The organism is Arthrobacter sp. UYNi723, assembly GCF_054057635.1.
In genome coordinates, this window is the sequence record NZ_JBSRZM010000011.1 from 57759 (window position 1) to 72308 (window position 14550).

The window sequence follows — 14550 nt, forward strand, 5'->3', positions numbered from 1 at the left end:
CAGGCCCCGCCTGTCCATACTATTGTGCGCGCATCGGACCGAAATGGCACCTGCGGTTCGGTGAAGGGCGGCCGACGGCGGTGCTGCCGCAGGCGGCGCGGTGTCCTTCCCGGAGCGGCGGAGGCAGCCGAGCGGGACTATCGAATAGCCGACTGCCTACTTGCTATAGACATCGCGCCGATGACCAACGGTGACAACAACCACCAGCAGCACATCGTCCTGGATTGTATAAATGATCCGATAATCGCCAACCCGGACCCGAAATCCCGGACGTCCACGCAAGGCGATGGCCTTGGGCGGTCGCGGATCGGATCCGAGGAGTGCGATGGCGCCGTGGATACGATCGCGGTCTTTCGGATGGATCTGTCGGAGGGCCCGAAGGGCCGCAGGGCGCAGCTCAATCCGATAGCTGGTCATACCCAGCCAAGATCGACTTTCACCTGGGCCCAGGGGATGTTTTCGCCCTCTTCGGCCATCGCCTCGTCGAACGCTGCGAGATCTTCGACTTCTTCCAGGGCGTCGAGCATTAGCTCGTAGCGCTCCGGGGACACGAGAACGGCTGCCCTTCGCCCCCTGCGCTCAATGAATACCGGCTCGGATTCAGCCACACTGACGAGCTCCGGCAAATGCGATCGCGCGTCGGTAATGTTGATGGTGGACATTCTTCAAATGTACACCTGAGATCACCGAGTGTACATGCAAGCCCCGGGTGCCATGCCTACCAGGCGGACAGCGCTTCGAATCTGACTGTCAGTGACTCCGCGTCATCCCGGGGTGAGGACGCAGAACTCGTTGCCCTCCGGGTCGGCGAGGCAGACCCATGGCACATCGCCCTGGCCGACGTCGGCGTCAGTGGCGCCCAGCGCCCGCAGCCTGGCCACTTCTGCCGCTTGATCATCACCCGGGTACGGCATCAGGTCGAGATGGACACGGTTCCACACCGTCTCCACGCCGGACGTGCGAAGTAATTCCAGATACGGCCCGACGCCCTTGGCCGAACGCAGCCTCGCATGATCGTCGTTCACCTCGTGCACGGTCCAGTCCGTGGCCTCGCCCCAGAACCCGGCCAGGGCCCGCGGATCCGCGCAGTTGACCACCACCGTGGCAATCGGCCCGGTGTCCCGGTAGATCGGTCGCGGCTCCAGCACACAGAACACATTGCCCTCCGGGTCGGCTAGGACTGTCCACGGCACATCACCCTGGCCCACATCCGCGGGCGTCGCACCGAGCTCCAACAGGCGCGCGACCAGCTCCGCGTGATGGGCCGCAGAGGTGGTGGCTAGATCGAGGTGCGCGCGGTACCTCACCGTCTCGGGGTCCGGGACGGTGACGACATCGATGCAGACGGCCACGGGGTCCGGCCAGACGAAGTCCACAGGTTCAACATTCGTCACACCGGGTCCCTCGCTGGAAACACCCCAGCCGAGCGCCTCCGCCCAAAACCGGCCCAGCGTTGAGTCATCCCGAGCCTTGAAATTCACCTGAACAAGTCGCAGCGCCATACCGCCCGAGCCTATACCCAGGTAATACCCGATATGGGAGGCACGCCCTAGTCCGGGCCATTATCGCGGACTCTTTACTCCAACGCGTCGTCGAGTCAACAATGGCTCTAACAACAGCCTCCGCTGGCTCGGCAGCGCGCTGCCCATCCGACTGCCCCACCGGGCTGCCCTACACAGGAGCGCTGACATGAACGATCCGACAGCCACATCCCAAACAACCTCGGCGGTATCTGATCGCGCTGCACGGCTGGCGTCGATACCCTCCCTTCAGCGGGTTAACGCCTACATCCGGGAGTACAGTGCCCGCGGGCACGGGCAGGTGCCGGGCTGCGACTTCACGTTCGGCAACCCGCACCAGATGCCGGCTGACCGCTACGTCAATACGCTGCGGGACGCGCTGACTCCTCAGAATGATCAGTGGTTCGCCTACCAGACCAACGGCGAGGCCGCCCGGGAAGCAGCCGCTCAATCCCTTCACAGGCTGCTGGATGTGCCCTTCCGGACGGAGGATATTTACCTCACCACCGGTGGCTTCGCCGCCATTGCCCTTGCCCTGAAGACCGTCGCCGATCCCGGCGACGAGATCATTTACAGCCTGCCGCCCTGGTTCCTAAACGAGCCGCTGATCCTTGAAGCCGGGCTCGTACCGGTGAAGGTGAAAATCAACACAACCACGTTCGACCTGGACCTCGACGCGATCGAGGCAGCCATCACGGAACGCACCCGGGTAGTGATCGTCAACTCGCCCAACAATCCCACGGGGCGGATTTATCCCCCCGAATTGCTGGTCCGGCTGGCCGAATTGCTGGAGGCGGCCTCGGCGAGGATTGGACGGCGGATTTACCTCATCTCGGACGAAGCCTACAACCGGATCGTTTTCGACGGCTTGCGATTCCACAGCCCTGTGGAGTTCTACCCGCACACGCTCCTGGCCTACTCCTACGGCAAGACCCATCTCTCCCCAGGCGAGCGCGTCGGCTACCTGGCGTTGCCGCCCACCATGCCGCAGCGGGATGAGATGGAGCCGGCTATCACCGGCCTGCAGGTCGCGATGGGCTGGGTGTATCCGAACGCCCTGCTGCAGCACGCGCTTCCCGAACTGGAGAAGTTCACCATCGACGTCGGCCAGTTGCAGCGGCGCCGGGACCGTCTCGTCGATGTGCTCGGCGGCATGGGGTACCGCGTCCTGCGGCCGGAAGGCACGTTCTACCTGTATGTCACGTCCCCCATTTCGGACGATGAGGCGTTCACCAACTCACTTGCCCGCCGGGATGTCTTCGTGTTGCCGGGCGTGCTGTTCGAGACGCCAGGCTTCTTCCGGATCTCCCTGACAGCCAACGAGGACATGATCGAACGCAGTTTGCCGGCATTCGAAGCGGCGATGAAGGAGAGCAGCCCGTGATTCACTCACAGTCGCCGCCCGGGCGCATGTCGACCGCGATATACGCTCGGGACTTGCCGCCCGGCAGGACGTCACCGGAGCCCAGCTGGTTATCGGCAAACAAGCTGAGGCCAGCCTTGCGGCCGGTTTCATCCTTGGCTGAGAAGTAGAAGGGATTCGAGCTCGCCTTCCCCGCCTCGGTCTCCCACAGCACGTCCAGGAGCAGGTACGTTCCGTTCTTCGGCGGTGACGCAAACGAAGTCGTGGTCACTGTCTCGGTCCGCACAACGGGGACGATCGTGATTCTGGCGACGTCACCGTTGCGCATTTCACGGTGAAGGGTGTCCCCACTGCCGGTCCCGTCGGAGCAGCAGGTGCCGGGGGCGGCCGACGGCGGTGCTGCCGCTGAAGCAGGAACCCATGACGAAACCGAGCAGCAGGGCGCCAGCCGGAATCACAAAGCGCTACTTCTTGCAGAACGGGCGCTTGACTGTTGCCGTAGCAACCGGCAGGACCCGGAAGATCCGGCCATCACGGGCAAAGAATGAGCGCGGAGGCGCAGATGCGGTCCTCGCGAACAAGCAACCGTTAGCTTGACCGGAGAGCGCGAAGGGTCCCGCACGCATCAGCGTGAGGGACCCTCCTTATATGGGCTCAACAACCAACAGTGGGACTAGAAGTCCCAGTCGTCATCCTCAGTGTTGACGGCCTTACCGATGACGTATGACGAACCGGACCCGGAGAAGAAGTCGTGGTTCTCGTCGGCGTTCGGCGACAGGGCCGAGAGAATGGCCGGGTTCACGTCGGTAACGGAAGCCGGGAACATGGCCTCGTAGCCCAGGTTCATCAGTGCTTTGTTGGCGTTGTAGTGCAGGAACTTCTTGACGTCCTCGGCCAGGCCAACGGAATCGTAGAGGTCGTGAGTGTACTGGACCTCGTTCTCGTACAGCTCGAAGAGCAGTTCGAACGTGTAGTCCTTGATCTCCTGCTTGCGCTCCTCGGACAGGCCCTCAAGGCCCTTCTGGAACTTGTAGCCGATGTAGTAGCCGTGGACGGCTTCGTCGCGGATGATCAGGCGGATCAGGTCAGCCGTGTTCGTCAGCTTGGCCCGTGAGGACCAGTACATCGGCAGGTAGAAGCCCGAGTAGAACAGGAAGGACTCCAGCAGCGTGGAGGCCACCTTGCGCTTCAGCGGATCGTCGCCCTGGTAGTAGTCCATGACGATCTGGGCCTTCTTCTGAAGGTTCACGTTCTCGGTGGACCAGCGGAATGCCTCGTCGATCTCCTTGGTGGAGGCCAGCGTGGAGAAGATCGAGGAGTAGCTCTTGGCGTGCACGGACTCCATGAACGCAATGTTCGTGTAGACGGCTTCCTCGTGCGGGGTGATCGCGTCCGGAATCAACGACACGGCGCCGACGGTGCCCTGGATCGTGTCCAGCAGAGTCAGGCCCGTGAACACGCGCATGGTGAGCTGCTGCTCGTCCGGAGTCAGCGTGGCCCACGACTGCACGTCGTTGGAGAGCGGGATCTTCTCGGGCAGCCAGAAGTTATTGACCAGACGGTTCCAGACGTCTACGTCCTTATCGTCCTGGATGCGGTTCCAGTTGATCGCTTCGACGTGGCTAAGCAGCTTGACCTTCTCGGTCATGTCATCCCCTAAAAGTTGGGTTGTTCTTTGAAGTTAAGCGTACGACGGCGGGCGGGCGCCCGCCGTCGTACAGTCAAGATTTAGTTGAAGATTAAAGCATGCAGCTGACGCAATTGTCCACCTCGGTTCCCTCCAGCGCGAGCTGGCGGAGACGGATGTAGTAGATGGTCTTGATGCCCTTCTTCCAGGCGTAGATCTGGGCCCGGTTGATGTCGCGCGTGGTGGCCGTGTCCTTGAAGAACAGCGTCAGGGACAGGCCCTGGTCCACGTGCTGGGTGGCTGCGGCGTAGGTGTCGATGACCTTCTCGTAGCCGAGCTCGTACGCGTCCTGGTAGTACTCCAGGTTGTCGTTCGTCAGGTACGGCGCCGGGTAGTACACGCGGCCCAGCTTGCCTTCCTTGCGGATCTCGATCTTGGACGCCACCGGGTGGATCGAGGACGTGGAGTTGTTGATGTAGGAGATCGAGCCCGTCGGCGGGACGGCCTGCAGGTTCTGGTTGTAGATGCCGTGCTCCATGACGGAGGCCTTCAGCTCGCGCCAGTCATCCTGGGTGGGGATGTGGATGTTCTTGAACAGCTCCGCAACCTTCTCGGTCTGCGGCACCCACTCCTGCTCCGTGTACTTGTCGAAGAACTCGCCCGAGGCGTACTTGGACTTCTCGAAGCCGCCGAAGGTCTGCCCGGTCTGGATGGACAGCAGGTTGGAGGCGCGGACCGCGTGGTACACCACCGAGTAGAAGTAGATGTTGGTGAAGTCCAGGCCCTCTTCGGAACCGTAGTGGACCCGCTCGCGGGCCAGGTAGCCGTGCAGGTTCATCTGGCCCAGGCCGATGGCGTGGGACTGGTCGTTGCCGCGGGCGATCGAGGGCACCGAGGTGATGTTGGACATGTCCGAGACCGCCGAGAGGGACCGGATGGCCGTCTCGATGGTCAGGCCGAAGTCCGGGCTGTCCATGGCTTTGGCGATGTTCAGCGAGCCCAGGTTGCAGGAGATGTCCTTGCCGGTCTGGTCGTAGGACAGGTCATCGTGGTACGTGGTGGGCTGCGAGACCTGGAGGATCTCCGAGCACAGGTTGGACATGATGATCTTGCCGTCGATCGGGTTTTCCCGGTTCACGGTGTCCTCGAACATGATGTACGGGTAGCCGGATTCGAACTGGATCTCGGCGAGGGTCTGGAAGAACTCGCGCGCCTTGATCTTGGTCTTCTTGATCCGGGAATCGTCCACCATCTCGTAGTACTTCTCGGTGACCGAGACGTCGGAGAACGGCATGCCGTAGACGCGCTCGACGTCGTACGGGGAGAACAGGTACATGTCCTCGTCCTTCTTGGCCAGCTCGAACGTGATGTCCGGGATGACAACGCCCAGCGAGAGGGTCTTGATGCGGATCTTCTCATCCGCGTTTTCGCGCTTGGTGTCCAGGAAGCGGTAGATGTCCGGGTGGTGCGCGTGCAGGTACACCGCACCGGCACCCTGGCGGGCACCGAGCTGGTTGGCGTAGGAGAAGCTGTCCTCGAGGAGCTTCATCACGGGGATGACGCCGGAGGACTGGTTCTCGATCTGCTTGATCGGGGCGCCCACTTCGCGGATGTTGGTCAGCGCGAATGCCACACCGCCGCCGCGCTTGGACAGCTGCAGCGCCGAGTTGATGGACCGGCCGATCGATTCCATGTTGTCTTCGATGCGGAGCAGGAAGCAGGAGACCAGCTCGCCGCGCTGCTTCTTGCCGGCGTTCAGGAACGTGGGCGTCGCCGGCTGGAAGCGGCCTTCGATGATCTCGTCCACCATCTGCAGGGCGAGCTTCTCGTCACCACGGGCCAGGTGCAGGGCCACCATGCAGACGCGGTCCTCGTAGCGCTCCAGGAAGCGGTTGCCGTCGAACGTCTTCAGCGTGTAGGACGTGTAGAACTTGAACGCGCCCAGGAAGGTCTCGAAGCGGAACTTCTTTTTGTACGCGCGGTTGTAGAGCTCGCGGATGAAGTTCATCGTGTACTGATCGAGGGTTTCGCGCTCGTAGTACTGGTTCTTCACCAGGTAGTCGAGCTTCTCTTCCAGGTCATGGAAAAAGACGGTGTTGTTGTTCACGTGCTGCAGGAAGTACTGGTGTGCAGCCTCGCGGTCGGCCTCGAACTGGATCTCGCCGTTCGGGCCGTACAGGTTCAGCATGGCGTTGAGCTCGTGATAGCCCAGCCCCTTATAGGCGGCCGGCATCTCGGGCTTTTCGACGGCGGCGCCTGCGCGGGTGCCCTGGCCTTCGGCCCTGGTTACTTCTGTGTCTGCGACAGTCGTGTCCAAAACGTGTCCAATCCATTGTGTACGCGGGCGACGTCTTCTGGCGTGCCCATTAGTTCAAATCTGTAAAGCCGGGGGACGTTGCACTTGGCGGCAATAATGTCCGCGGCCATGCAGTAGTTGTCCCCGAAGTTTGTATTGCCTGCACCGATAACCCCACGGATCAGTTGCCTGTTCTGCGGGTCGTTCAGAAAGCGGATCACCTGCTTGGGCACGGAGCCCTCTCCCCCGGTGCCCCCGTACGTCGGCACTACCAGGACGTAAGGCCGGGTGGCGAGAAGGGGTGCATCCTTTGCATGGAGCGGGATCCGTGCCAGCTCACATCCGAGCTTCGCGACAAAGCGGCTGGTGTTCTCGGAGGTGGAGGAAAAGTAGATGAGCTGGCTCTGTGTGGTGACAGGCGCCAACGGGGCCACCTGGGCCCTGGCTACTGCCAGTGTTGACACGGGAGTCACCTCATGTGTGCGTGTTGAAAGTTGCCGGCTGGCGAAAAGTGTAGGGCCTTAGGCCACGGAGGAAACGGCAGACAGTGCCAGTTCCTCGATCTTGTCCGGGCGGAAGCCTGACCAGTGGTCCTGGTCCGTGACTACAACAGGTGCCTGCATGTAGCCCAGCGCCTTCAGGCGCTCGAGGGCCTCGGCGTCCTGGGAGATGTCAACGCTCTGGTAAGTGATGCCCTTTTTGTCCAGCGCACGGTAGGTTGCGTTGCACTGTACACACGCAGGTTTGGTGTAAACCGTAACGGTCATTGTCCCTGTCCCCTTTATCGAAATCTTCGCTCGTCTTTGTCCTGCCCAAGCTGTACGTCGATACTACATGTAGTGCAGACGGCTCTTCGGAACCCCAAGATGATGTATTACAAGTATGTCATTTAATGCACTTTTAATCCACAGGCAAGCGCCCTCAAAATGTCCGGAATCCCGCCGTTTTTGCGGACGTCATCCACACCCTGTGGAGTACTTAGCCACAATTAACGCCCCCGCGTGTCGCCTGCGGGACGGCGTGTCGCGCGTGGCTCGAACAGGCCAAACCGGAGTCTTAGCTCCGTACCGTGGGCAGCGACGCCAAGAGGCCCATGGCGCGGTCGAGCAGGTCATCCATGCTTCCCCGGGCCGCTCCGGCCACAGCCTGCCTCGCCACGGCATCCGCACGGACCGTGTCCCCGGACTCCAGCGCCGCGCTGGCCTCTGCCAGGAGGATCTCAACCTGTACCCAGGCGTACGAATCAGTGACCCGGCTGCAGAGGATCCCCGCGTTCTTCATCCACTCCAGTGCAGTATCGGCGTTGCCTTCCAGCAAATGCGTGAGCCCGATGGTCTTCGCAGCAAGGCCTTCCCAGCAGGGGTCCTGCAGCTGGCGTGCGAGCGCGAAGGTTGCCTCCGCCTGCTCCCGGACCACCCCGGGCCGTTCTCCATCGGACAGACGGGCATGGGCCAGCCACGCTTCCGGCCAGGGCCGGAATGCCGTCCAGCGTTCGCGGCGGGCCAGTTCGCAGGATTGCCGGGCCCATTCTCCGGCCTCGTCCACGCGGCCCAGGAGGAACAGGCTTCGTGCCCCCAGTCCCAGGTTCCAAGCTTCACGCCTGACGGCACCGGCACTCCGGCTCAGCTCGACGGCGGCAGCGAACTGGTCGGCACCTGCTTCAAGCTTGCCCCAGTCGCTGAGGTTCATGGCTTCAAACCCGGCAATGGCAGCGTCGAGGGACGGATCCCCGGTTGCCAGCCCGCGGGCAGTTTCCAAGTATCCGGCGGCACTGGCCCGCCGTCCGGCGAGGATGTCAACATAGGCCAGCTCCGACAGCGCCTTTGCCGCTACCGGCTCCGCGCCGGCGGCAACCGCCAGGTCAACGGCGGCGGCAAGAATGATGGAGCCTTCGTCGTCGTAGCCCCGGATCGAGTGGACGAGCGCCGCGCCGAGCTCGGTCAGGCAGCGGCTCAGCAGTTCCTCGTCGCCGGACTCCTCGGCTGCGGCGGATGCTCCGCGCAGGCATTCGATCCCGGCATCGGCGGCACCGGCTGACAAGGCGGCAAGCCCGGCCTCGCACAGGGACTGGGCGGACGCGCGGGCTGAAATACCGGGTACCGGCGCGGCTACGGCGGGCCGTGCGGCCGCGCGGAGGGCCGCGGTGGGCTTTGTCCCGAGCTCGGCGACGAACATTGCTTCGCTGGCTGCGGCCTGCCGGAGGGCGGCGTCCGCATCACCGGACGAGGCCAAGGCCTTGACCAGCAGGATGTGCGGCCCTTCTTCCAAGGGCGCCCGTGCCACCATGGCCCTGGAAAGCTCCACGGCCCGGGAGAACCGCCGGGCCGAAAGCGCCTGAAGAGCTGCCTGCCTCAGTGCGCTGAGCACCTCGCTGTCCACCCTCTGGCGCTCCACCAGAAGCCAGGACTCAAACCCTGGCGATCCCTTGACTTCGATCCCTTCCAGGAAGTGCCCTTCGGGAATCTCCGTCTCCAGCAGGCCCCGCGAAAGTTCGGCCACGTCCACAGCAGTGTCTGGACCAAGCCCGGGCGAAACAGGGTTGCCCCGGAAAGCCTCGGTCAGGCCCGTCTTTCGACGCAGTTCGGCCAGCGTCCACCGCAGGGCCCCCATGGGATCGTCGGCGTCAAAGAACAGCTCATCCACGAGAACCTGGCGGGAAACCGGCCCCGAGGATCGGACCAGCCTCCCCAGTACTGCCCAGCTTTTGTGGCCTCTGGGCCCGGGAATCGGCTGGCCGTCGCGTTCAAGGCCCAATCTGCCGATCAACCGAAGGCGCAGCACAAGCTCAATGTAGCAACGCTCAGGCAGCCAGCACCAGAGCGGGTGACGGCTCGAGCTGCGCCAGGAGTTCAGCCTGGGCGGGCGCACCCAACTCACGCACCAACACACCGTGAACGATTCCGAACGCCCGCAGCCGGGCTATCTCCGAACCGTCCCAGTCATTGAGTGCAGCCGCCGCGCCCGGGGCAAACGCCTGGACTGCCGAGGCCATCAGTTGCAGCGTCCGGCGTTCCGCCTGGGTCCCCTCAGCCACGATATGGTCGGCTGTGAGGTTGATAAAGGTATTCAGTTCCCCTGTGGTCTTCCAGTTAGTTTCCATAACTGGAGTTTCCAGCACCGGCGTGTGACTACGCGTGTGACCACGCGAAACTACAACTGCGCCTCCCTGCGGTCCAGGACAATCTGCTGTACGTCCAGGTAGCCGGACTGGAATCCCGCCCGTGAATAGCACAGGTAGAACAGCCACATCCGCTGGAAAACGGCGTCGAACCCCAGTCCGCCGACCTCCTGGGAGCGCGCGATGAACTGTTCCTCCCAGAGGCGGAGGGTCGCGGCGTAGTGATCGCCCAGGCCCATCCGCTCCCGCACCCGGAGTGTGGTGTGCTGCTGGGTCACACTTTCGATGGCCCGCACGGACGGCAGGAAGCCGCCGGGGAAGATGTACTTGTGCACCCAGGTGTACGCGTTGCGCGTGGCCAGCATGCGGCCGTGCGGCATGGTGATGGCCTGGATGGCCACCTTCCCGCCCGGGGCCAGCACGCGGTCGATGGTCTGGAAGTAGATGGGCCAGTACTCATAGCCAACCGCCTCGACCATTTCCACTGACACAACGGCATCGAACTCGCCTTCCACGGCGCGGTAGTCCTGCAGCGCCACGGTCACCTGGTCTGCGTAGCCGGCGGCTGCAATCCGTTCCTGCGCCAACGCCCGCTGCTCACTGGAGAGCGTCACGCTGTAGACAGTGGCACCCCGGGCTGCTGCCCGGAGGGCCAGCTCACCCCAGCCGGTGCCGATCTCCAGCAGCCGCGTGCCGGATCCGACGCCGGCCTTGTCCAGCAGCCTGTCGATCTTGGCTTGCTGGGCTTCCGCCAAGGCGTCCCACGGGACCGAATCCAGTGCACCGTCGCTCAGCGGGAAGAGCGCCGAGGAGTAGCTCATGGTGGTGTCCAGGAAGTTGGAGAAGAGCTCGTTGGACAGGTCGTAGTGCCGCGAGATGTTGCTGCGCGTGTTGTGCTCTTCGTTGCGTTCCTGCCGCGGCGTCCGCGGCAGGTACAGGGTCCGCAGCTTCTGCAGCGGTGCGGGGATCAACGTGTCCACGGACGCGGCGAAGACCTCCAGCACCCCGGCGAGGTCTGATGCTTCCCAGTCCCCCGCCATAAACGATTCGCCCAGCCCGATCAGGCCGTTGTCACCGATCCGCACTTCGAACGCTGCCGGCCTGAGCATGGTCATCACCGGTGCGTCGGGGCCGCCGGTGCCCAGCACCGAACCGTCCGGGTAGGCAATACGCAGGGGCAGCCGGCGTACGGCCGCCTTGAACAGCAGGCCGGCGGCCTTGCCCGCCACCAACGCTTTAGTGCCCGACGGCGCGTGGGCAACACCGGGCCACACGTCCGGATCGATAGTTGCTGGCGACGCCGGTACCCCGGCAGCGGCCTGCCCCGTCACCGGGTGCCGTGCGGCTGACTTCGCGGCGGAGACCTCCGCAGTCGCGGCTGTTCCGTTTTCATCGGTCATGGTCATTGGACTGCCTCCTGTGAGGGGTGATGTGGTTTTTTGATGACTGGCAGGCGTCGCGCCCAGAGTTTGATGCCCTGGATCCGGATCAACGCCGATACCAGCAGCGGCGCGGCCGGGACGGCAACGGCCGCTGCCAGGATGTTCCTGACGGTGGCCGGGTGCCGGTCCCCGTCCATGGTTGCGGCGAAGGGCCGCTGCCCTTCCCGCTCCAGAACGATGGAGACGGACAGCCGTTGCTCCGGTGCGGGCAGCTTCATCCGGTACTGCCCGTCAACGTCATTGAACGGAGACACGTAGAAGGCCTTGGGCACGCTGGCACGGCCGGAAGGATCCGTTTCCAGCAGGTAGCAGTGGCGTTCGCCGTAGGTGTTGTGGACCTCGGCGATGACGCACTGCAGCTCCCCGGACATCCGGTAGCACCAGAAGAGCGTGAGCGGGTTGAAAACGTGGCCGAAAACCCGGGCGCTGGTCAGCATCCGGATGGCCCCGCCGTCGGGCTCCATCCCCCGGGTCCGCTGGAACCGTTCCACGTTGCTGCGGATGGTGGTGTCGGGATCGCCCAGGTGGTCGGCGGCCCGGAAGACGGCCAGAGGCCGCATGAGCCGGGGCAGTACCGGGAGCCGGTCCACATCCACAAACCAGCTGTAGCTCCGGTACGTGAACGCGTTCTTCAGCGGGCTCTGGCGCACGTGGGAAATGGACGTGCGGTAGATGGCTGCCGTCGAGCTCATGCGCCCTCCGAGGCAGAGAGCAGTTCGGGCTCGGGTGCCCGAGTCGCGGGTGTATCCCAAGTTCGTCCCAGGCTCGCGGCGGCACGGACACCGGCCAGGGCGCCGTCCTCGTGGAACCCCCAGCCCAGGTAGGCGCCGGCGTAGGCGATGCGGTCGTCACTAAGGGCCGCAATCCGCTGCTGTGCCCGCAAAGATTCGGGGGTGTACTGGGGGTGTTCGTAGACCAAATGTTCCAGCACCCGGTCCTCCGCGATGAGCCCGGACTCCCCCAGGCTCACCAGGTATGGCAGGCCATCGGCCGGCTCCAGGCGCTGCAGCCGGGTGAGATCGTAGCTGACCAGGACCTTGTCGGGTCGGGCTTCGCAGTCCGGGAGACGGTAGTTCCAGGACGCCATGGCATTGTCCGCGGCGGGCAGGACGGCCGGGTCCCGGTGGAAAACGGTGTGGTTGACGGAGTACGGCATCTGCCCCAGGGCGTCCTTTTCGGCCGGCGTGGCGTCCGCGAGGAAGCCCAGGGCCTGGGCCGGGTGCGTGGCAATGACCACGGCCTCGAAATCCTCCACTCCGTGATCGGTGTCCACTTCCACGCCGAGGGCGTGGCGCCGGATAGCGGTGACCGGACTGCTAAGCCTGATGTCCGGGAGCGTCGCGGCGAGTTTCTCCACGTACTGCCCCGAACCGCCGCTGACCGTCCGCCACTGCGGCGAACCCTTGACGCCCAGCATGCCGTGGTGGCCCAGGAACGTGAAAAGGTAGCGCGCCGGATAGGACAGCGCCGTGGTGGGATCGCACGACCACACCGCGCTGACCACCGGCGTCATGAAATGGGAGATGAAGTACTTGCTGAAGCGTTCCTTTGCCAGGAAGTCACCGAGGGTCAGCTCCGCGCCGCCCGCACCAGGGCCGGCGTCGGACGCTGGAGCTGACTCAATCAAAGCCCGGGCCCTGCGGTAGAAACGCATGACCTCCAACAGCATCAGCAGGTAGCGGCCGCGCAGCAGGCTGGACGGGCGGGCGATGATCCCCCGACCGCCCCCACGGGCCCCGGCGTACTCCAGGCCACAGCCGTCACAGCGGACGGACATGCTCATTTCCGAGTCCTGCGTCTCCACGCCCAGCTCGGCAAACAACCGCAGCAGGGTGGGATACGTCCGCTCGTTGTGGACGATGAAGCCGGTGTCGATGCCGAGGATGGATCCATCCGGCTGCGCGACGTCGTGGGTGTGGGCGTGGCCGCCCAGCCTGCTATCCGCCTCGAAGAGGGTGACGTTGTCGTGCCGGTTCAGGACATACGCGGCCGTCAGGCCGGCCACTCCGCTGCCCACGACCGCGATGCGCCGTCCGTGCGGCTTGAAGGTCGATTTCCCTGCCAAAGACACTGTTCTGCTCCCCTGCTTGGACTTCGTGGTGCACTTGCTCGGTGCAAACTCTCTAGGGGCAGTTCGACGCCGTGGGGCCGGTGGATGACTGAGTTTGCCGTAAATCTTTGTGCCAGAATGAAGCGGGCGTTCCAGACCCGGCACACCGCAGTGCCAAGGCGGCCCTGACCGAAGGACAGTTTTGGTAAATCCCGTACATCTGAAGACCCTCCTGGAAGTTACCCGGCTGGGCTCGTTCGCGGCCGCAGCGGCACGCTTGGGCTACACGGCGTCGGCGGTTTCGCAACAGATGTCCGCCCTGGAACGCGAGACGGGCGTGGTCCTGTTCCAGCGTTCGGCCCGCAGCGTGGTCCCCACGGAAGCGGCGGTGGTGATGACCCGGCACGCCGCGAAGGTGCTGACGGACATCGAAGCCCTGATGGCGGCAGCCTCCAAGACACACAGCAGCACCAGCCAGGAGCTCCGGCTGGGAATCTTCCCCAGCCTGGCAACCTACGTCCTCCCGCGCATCCTGAAGAATCCGGCGTGGAAGGACCTGGCCATCGACCTCAAAGTAACGGTGGCCGAACCGGCCCAGACCATCCAGGGACTGCGCACCGGCGGAGAGCTGGATGTGGCGCTCGTTTTCCAGGTGGGCCAGTCCGGGCTCGCCTGGCCGCACACTATTAACCGGCAGTGGATAGGCGATGACAACTTCCGCGTAGTGCTCCCCGCGGGCTGGGGTTTCCGCACGGACGCCAAGGTGGCCGCGGACCATCTGTCTGAGCTGCCCTGGATCATGCACCACCCCGGGAGCCCCGATGCCGTAGTGATTGAGCGTCTCTTTGCCAGCTGCAACCTGCATCCGCGCGTGGTGGCCCACAGCGACGACTTCCATGCCAGCCTCGAAATGGCGGCCGCCGGACTGGGCGCGGCGCTGGTGCCCGAGCTCGCATTGCGGAACCGGCCGGCCGGCGTTGTAGTGCTGGACGTTCCCGAGATCCGGCTGGCCCGGAACGTGTTTGCCCTGCTCATCAACGAGAAGAAGACCGCCCGGGTGCAGCTGTTTGTGGACCTGCTCGCCGAGACGATGGCCGCTGCGGGGTCCTCAGGCAATTAGCCCGGAATGCTGGA

The 14550-nt window shown here is 64.0% G+C and carries 15 protein-coding genes; 2 read left to right on the forward strand and 13 right to left on the reverse strand.

From position 1 onward, the window contains the following. Window positions 1-156 precede the first annotated feature (156 nt). The 3 genes from ACVWY0_RS10570 to ACVWY0_RS10580 form a co-directional block, all read right to left on the reverse strand. The gene (locus ACVWY0_RS10570) at window positions 157-417 is read right to left on the reverse strand and encodes a type II toxin-antitoxin system RelE family toxin (RefSeq protein ID WP_485836659.1); all 261 of its coding nucleotides are present in this window, start codon (window positions 415-417) and stop codon (window positions 157-159) included. Next, window positions 414-662 carry a type II toxin-antitoxin system Phd/YefM family antitoxin gene (locus ACVWY0_RS10575; protein ID WP_485836660.1) on the reverse strand — a complete coding sequence of 83 codons (249 nt, stop codon included), beginning with the start codon at window positions 660-662 and terminating at the stop codon, window positions 414-416. The genes ACVWY0_RS10570 and ACVWY0_RS10575 overlap by 4 nt, the downstream gene beginning before the upstream one ends. 102 nt (window positions 663-764) lie before the next feature. Next, window positions 765-1502 carry a VOC family protein gene (locus ACVWY0_RS10580; protein ID WP_485836661.1) on the reverse strand — a complete coding sequence of 246 codons (738 nt, stop codon included), beginning with the start codon at window positions 1500-1502 and terminating at the stop codon, window positions 765-767. A 187-nt stretch (window positions 1503-1689) separates the two neighbouring features. On the opposite strand from ACVWY0_RS10580, the gene ACVWY0_RS10585 reads away from it, so the two are divergent. Then, on the forward strand, window positions 1690-2904 hold the full coding sequence (locus ACVWY0_RS10585) for an aminotransferase class I/II-fold pyridoxal phosphate-dependent enzyme (protein ID WP_485836662.1): 1215 nt from the start codon (window positions 1690-1692) through the stop codon (window positions 2902-2904). 1 nt (window position 2905) lies between these two features. Here ACVWY0_RS10585 and ACVWY0_RS10590 read toward each other — a convergent pair whose 3' ends face one another. From ACVWY0_RS10590 to ACVWY0_RS10635, 10 genes are all read right to left on the reverse strand, one after another. Beyond that, window positions 2906-3211 carry a hypothetical protein gene (locus tag ACVWY0_RS10590; RefSeq protein ID WP_485836663.1) on the reverse strand — a complete coding sequence of 102 codons (306 nt, stop codon included), beginning with the start codon at window positions 3209-3211 and terminating at the stop codon, window positions 2906-2908. 345 nt (window positions 3212-3556) lie between these two features. Further along, window positions 3557-4531, reverse strand: a complete 975-nt coding sequence (gene nrdF / locus ACVWY0_RS10595) for a class 1b ribonucleoside-diphosphate reductase subunit beta (protein ID WP_024368367.1) — start codon at window positions 4529-4531, stop codon at window positions 3557-3559. A gap of 91 nt (window positions 4532-4622) precedes the next feature. After that, the gene (gene nrdE, locus ACVWY0_RS10600; protein ID WP_248764138.1) at window positions 4623-6743 is read right to left on the reverse strand and encodes a class 1b ribonucleoside-diphosphate reductase subunit alpha; all 2121 of its coding nucleotides are present in this window, start codon (window positions 6741-6743) and stop codon (window positions 4623-4625) included. Between the two features lie 53 nt (window positions 6744-6796). Next, window positions 6797-7270 carry a class Ib ribonucleoside-diphosphate reductase assembly flavoprotein NrdI gene (nrdI, locus tag ACVWY0_RS10605; protein ID WP_485836664.1) on the reverse strand — a complete coding sequence of 158 codons (474 nt, stop codon included), beginning with the start codon at window positions 7268-7270 and terminating at the stop codon, window positions 6797-6799. Between the two features lie 57 nt (window positions 7271-7327). Then, on the reverse strand, window positions 7328-7573 hold the full coding sequence (gene nrdH, locus ACVWY0_RS10610; RefSeq protein WP_013601222.1) for a glutaredoxin-like protein NrdH: 246 nt from the start codon (window positions 7571-7573) through the stop codon (window positions 7328-7330). Window positions 7574-7862: 289 nt separating this feature from the next. Further along, window positions 7863-9449: a BTAD domain-containing putative transcriptional regulator gene (locus tag ACVWY0_RS10615; protein WP_485836665.1), complete on the reverse strand. Its 1587-nt coding sequence runs from the start codon at window positions 9447-9449 to the stop codon at window positions 7863-7865. 157 nt (window positions 9450-9606) lie between these two features. Next, the gene (locus ACVWY0_RS10620) at window positions 9607-9906 is read right to left on the reverse strand and encodes a hypothetical protein (RefSeq protein WP_485836666.1); all 300 of its coding nucleotides are present in this window, start codon (window positions 9904-9906) and stop codon (window positions 9607-9609) included. Between the two features lie 50 nt (window positions 9907-9956). Beyond that, on the reverse strand, window positions 9957-11330 hold the full coding sequence (locus tag ACVWY0_RS10625; protein WP_485836667.1) for a class I SAM-dependent methyltransferase: 1374 nt from the start codon (window positions 11328-11330) through the stop codon (window positions 9957-9959). Beyond that, on the reverse strand, window positions 11327-12058 hold the full coding sequence (locus ACVWY0_RS10630) for a DUF1365 domain-containing protein (protein ID WP_485836668.1): 732 nt from the start codon (window positions 12056-12058) through the stop codon (window positions 11327-11329). The genes ACVWY0_RS10625 and ACVWY0_RS10630 overlap by 4 nt, the downstream gene beginning before the upstream one ends. Continuing rightward, window positions 12055-13431, reverse strand: coding sequence for an NAD(P)/FAD-dependent oxidoreductase (locus ACVWY0_RS10635; protein WP_485836669.1), 1377 nt, complete (start codon window positions 13429-13431; stop codon window positions 12055-12057). The genes ACVWY0_RS10630 and ACVWY0_RS10635 overlap by 4 nt, the downstream gene beginning before the upstream one ends. A gap of 187 nt (window positions 13432-13618) precedes the next feature. On the opposite strand from ACVWY0_RS10635, the gene ACVWY0_RS10640 reads away from it, so the two are divergent. Next, window positions 13619-14536, forward strand: a complete 918-nt coding sequence (locus tag ACVWY0_RS10640) for a LysR family transcriptional regulator (protein WP_058932242.1) — start codon at window positions 13619-13621, stop codon at window positions 14534-14536. The last annotated feature ends 14 nt before the right edge of the window (window positions 14537-14550 follow it).

What these genes read in the sequence shown, in the direction of transcription:
- ACVWY0_RS10575 (WP_485836660.1), bottom strand. Translation starts at nt 662, where the DNA reads ATGTCCACCATCAACATTACCGACGCGCGATCGCATTTGCCGGAGCTC.
- ACVWY0_RS10625 (WP_485836667.1), bottom strand. Translation starts at nt 11,330, where the DNA reads ATGACCATGACCGATGAAAACGGAACAGCCGCGACTGCGGAGGTCTCC.
- nrdE (WP_248764138.1), bottom strand. Translation starts at nt 6,743, where the DNA reads ATGCCGGCCGCCTATAAGGGGCTGGGCTATCACGAGCTCAACGCCATG.
- ACVWY0_RS10585 (WP_485836662.1), top strand. Translation starts at nt 1,690, where the DNA reads ATGAACGATCCGACAGCCACATCCCAAACAACCTCGGCGGTATCTGAT.
- ACVWY0_RS10590 (WP_485836663.1), bottom strand. Translation starts at nt 3,211, where the DNA reads ATGCGCAACGGTGACGTCGCCAGAATCACGATCGTCCCCGTTGTGCGG.
- ACVWY0_RS10620 (WP_485836666.1), bottom strand. Translation starts at nt 9,906, where the DNA reads ATGGAAACTAACTGGAAGACCACAGGGGAACTGAATACCTTTATCAAC.
- ACVWY0_RS10630 (WP_485836668.1), bottom strand. Translation starts at nt 12,058, where the DNA reads ATGAGCTCGACGGCAGCCATCTACCGCACGTCCATTTCCCACGTGCGC.
- ACVWY0_RS10570 (WP_485836659.1), bottom strand. Translation starts at nt 417, where the DNA reads ATGACCAGCTATCGGATTGAGCTGCGCCCTGCGGCCCTTCGGGCCCTC.
- nrdH (WP_013601222.1), bottom strand. Translation starts at nt 7,573, where the DNA reads ATGACCGTTACGGTTTACACCAAACCTGCGTGTGTACAGTGCAACGCA.
- ACVWY0_RS10580 (WP_485836661.1), bottom strand. Translation starts at nt 1,502, where the DNA reads ATGGCGCTGCGACTTGTTCAGGTGAATTTCAAGGCTCGGGATGACTCA.
- nrdF (WP_024368367.1), bottom strand. Translation starts at nt 4,531, where the DNA reads ATGACCGAGAAGGTCAAGCTGCTTAGCCACGTCGAAGCGATCAACTGG.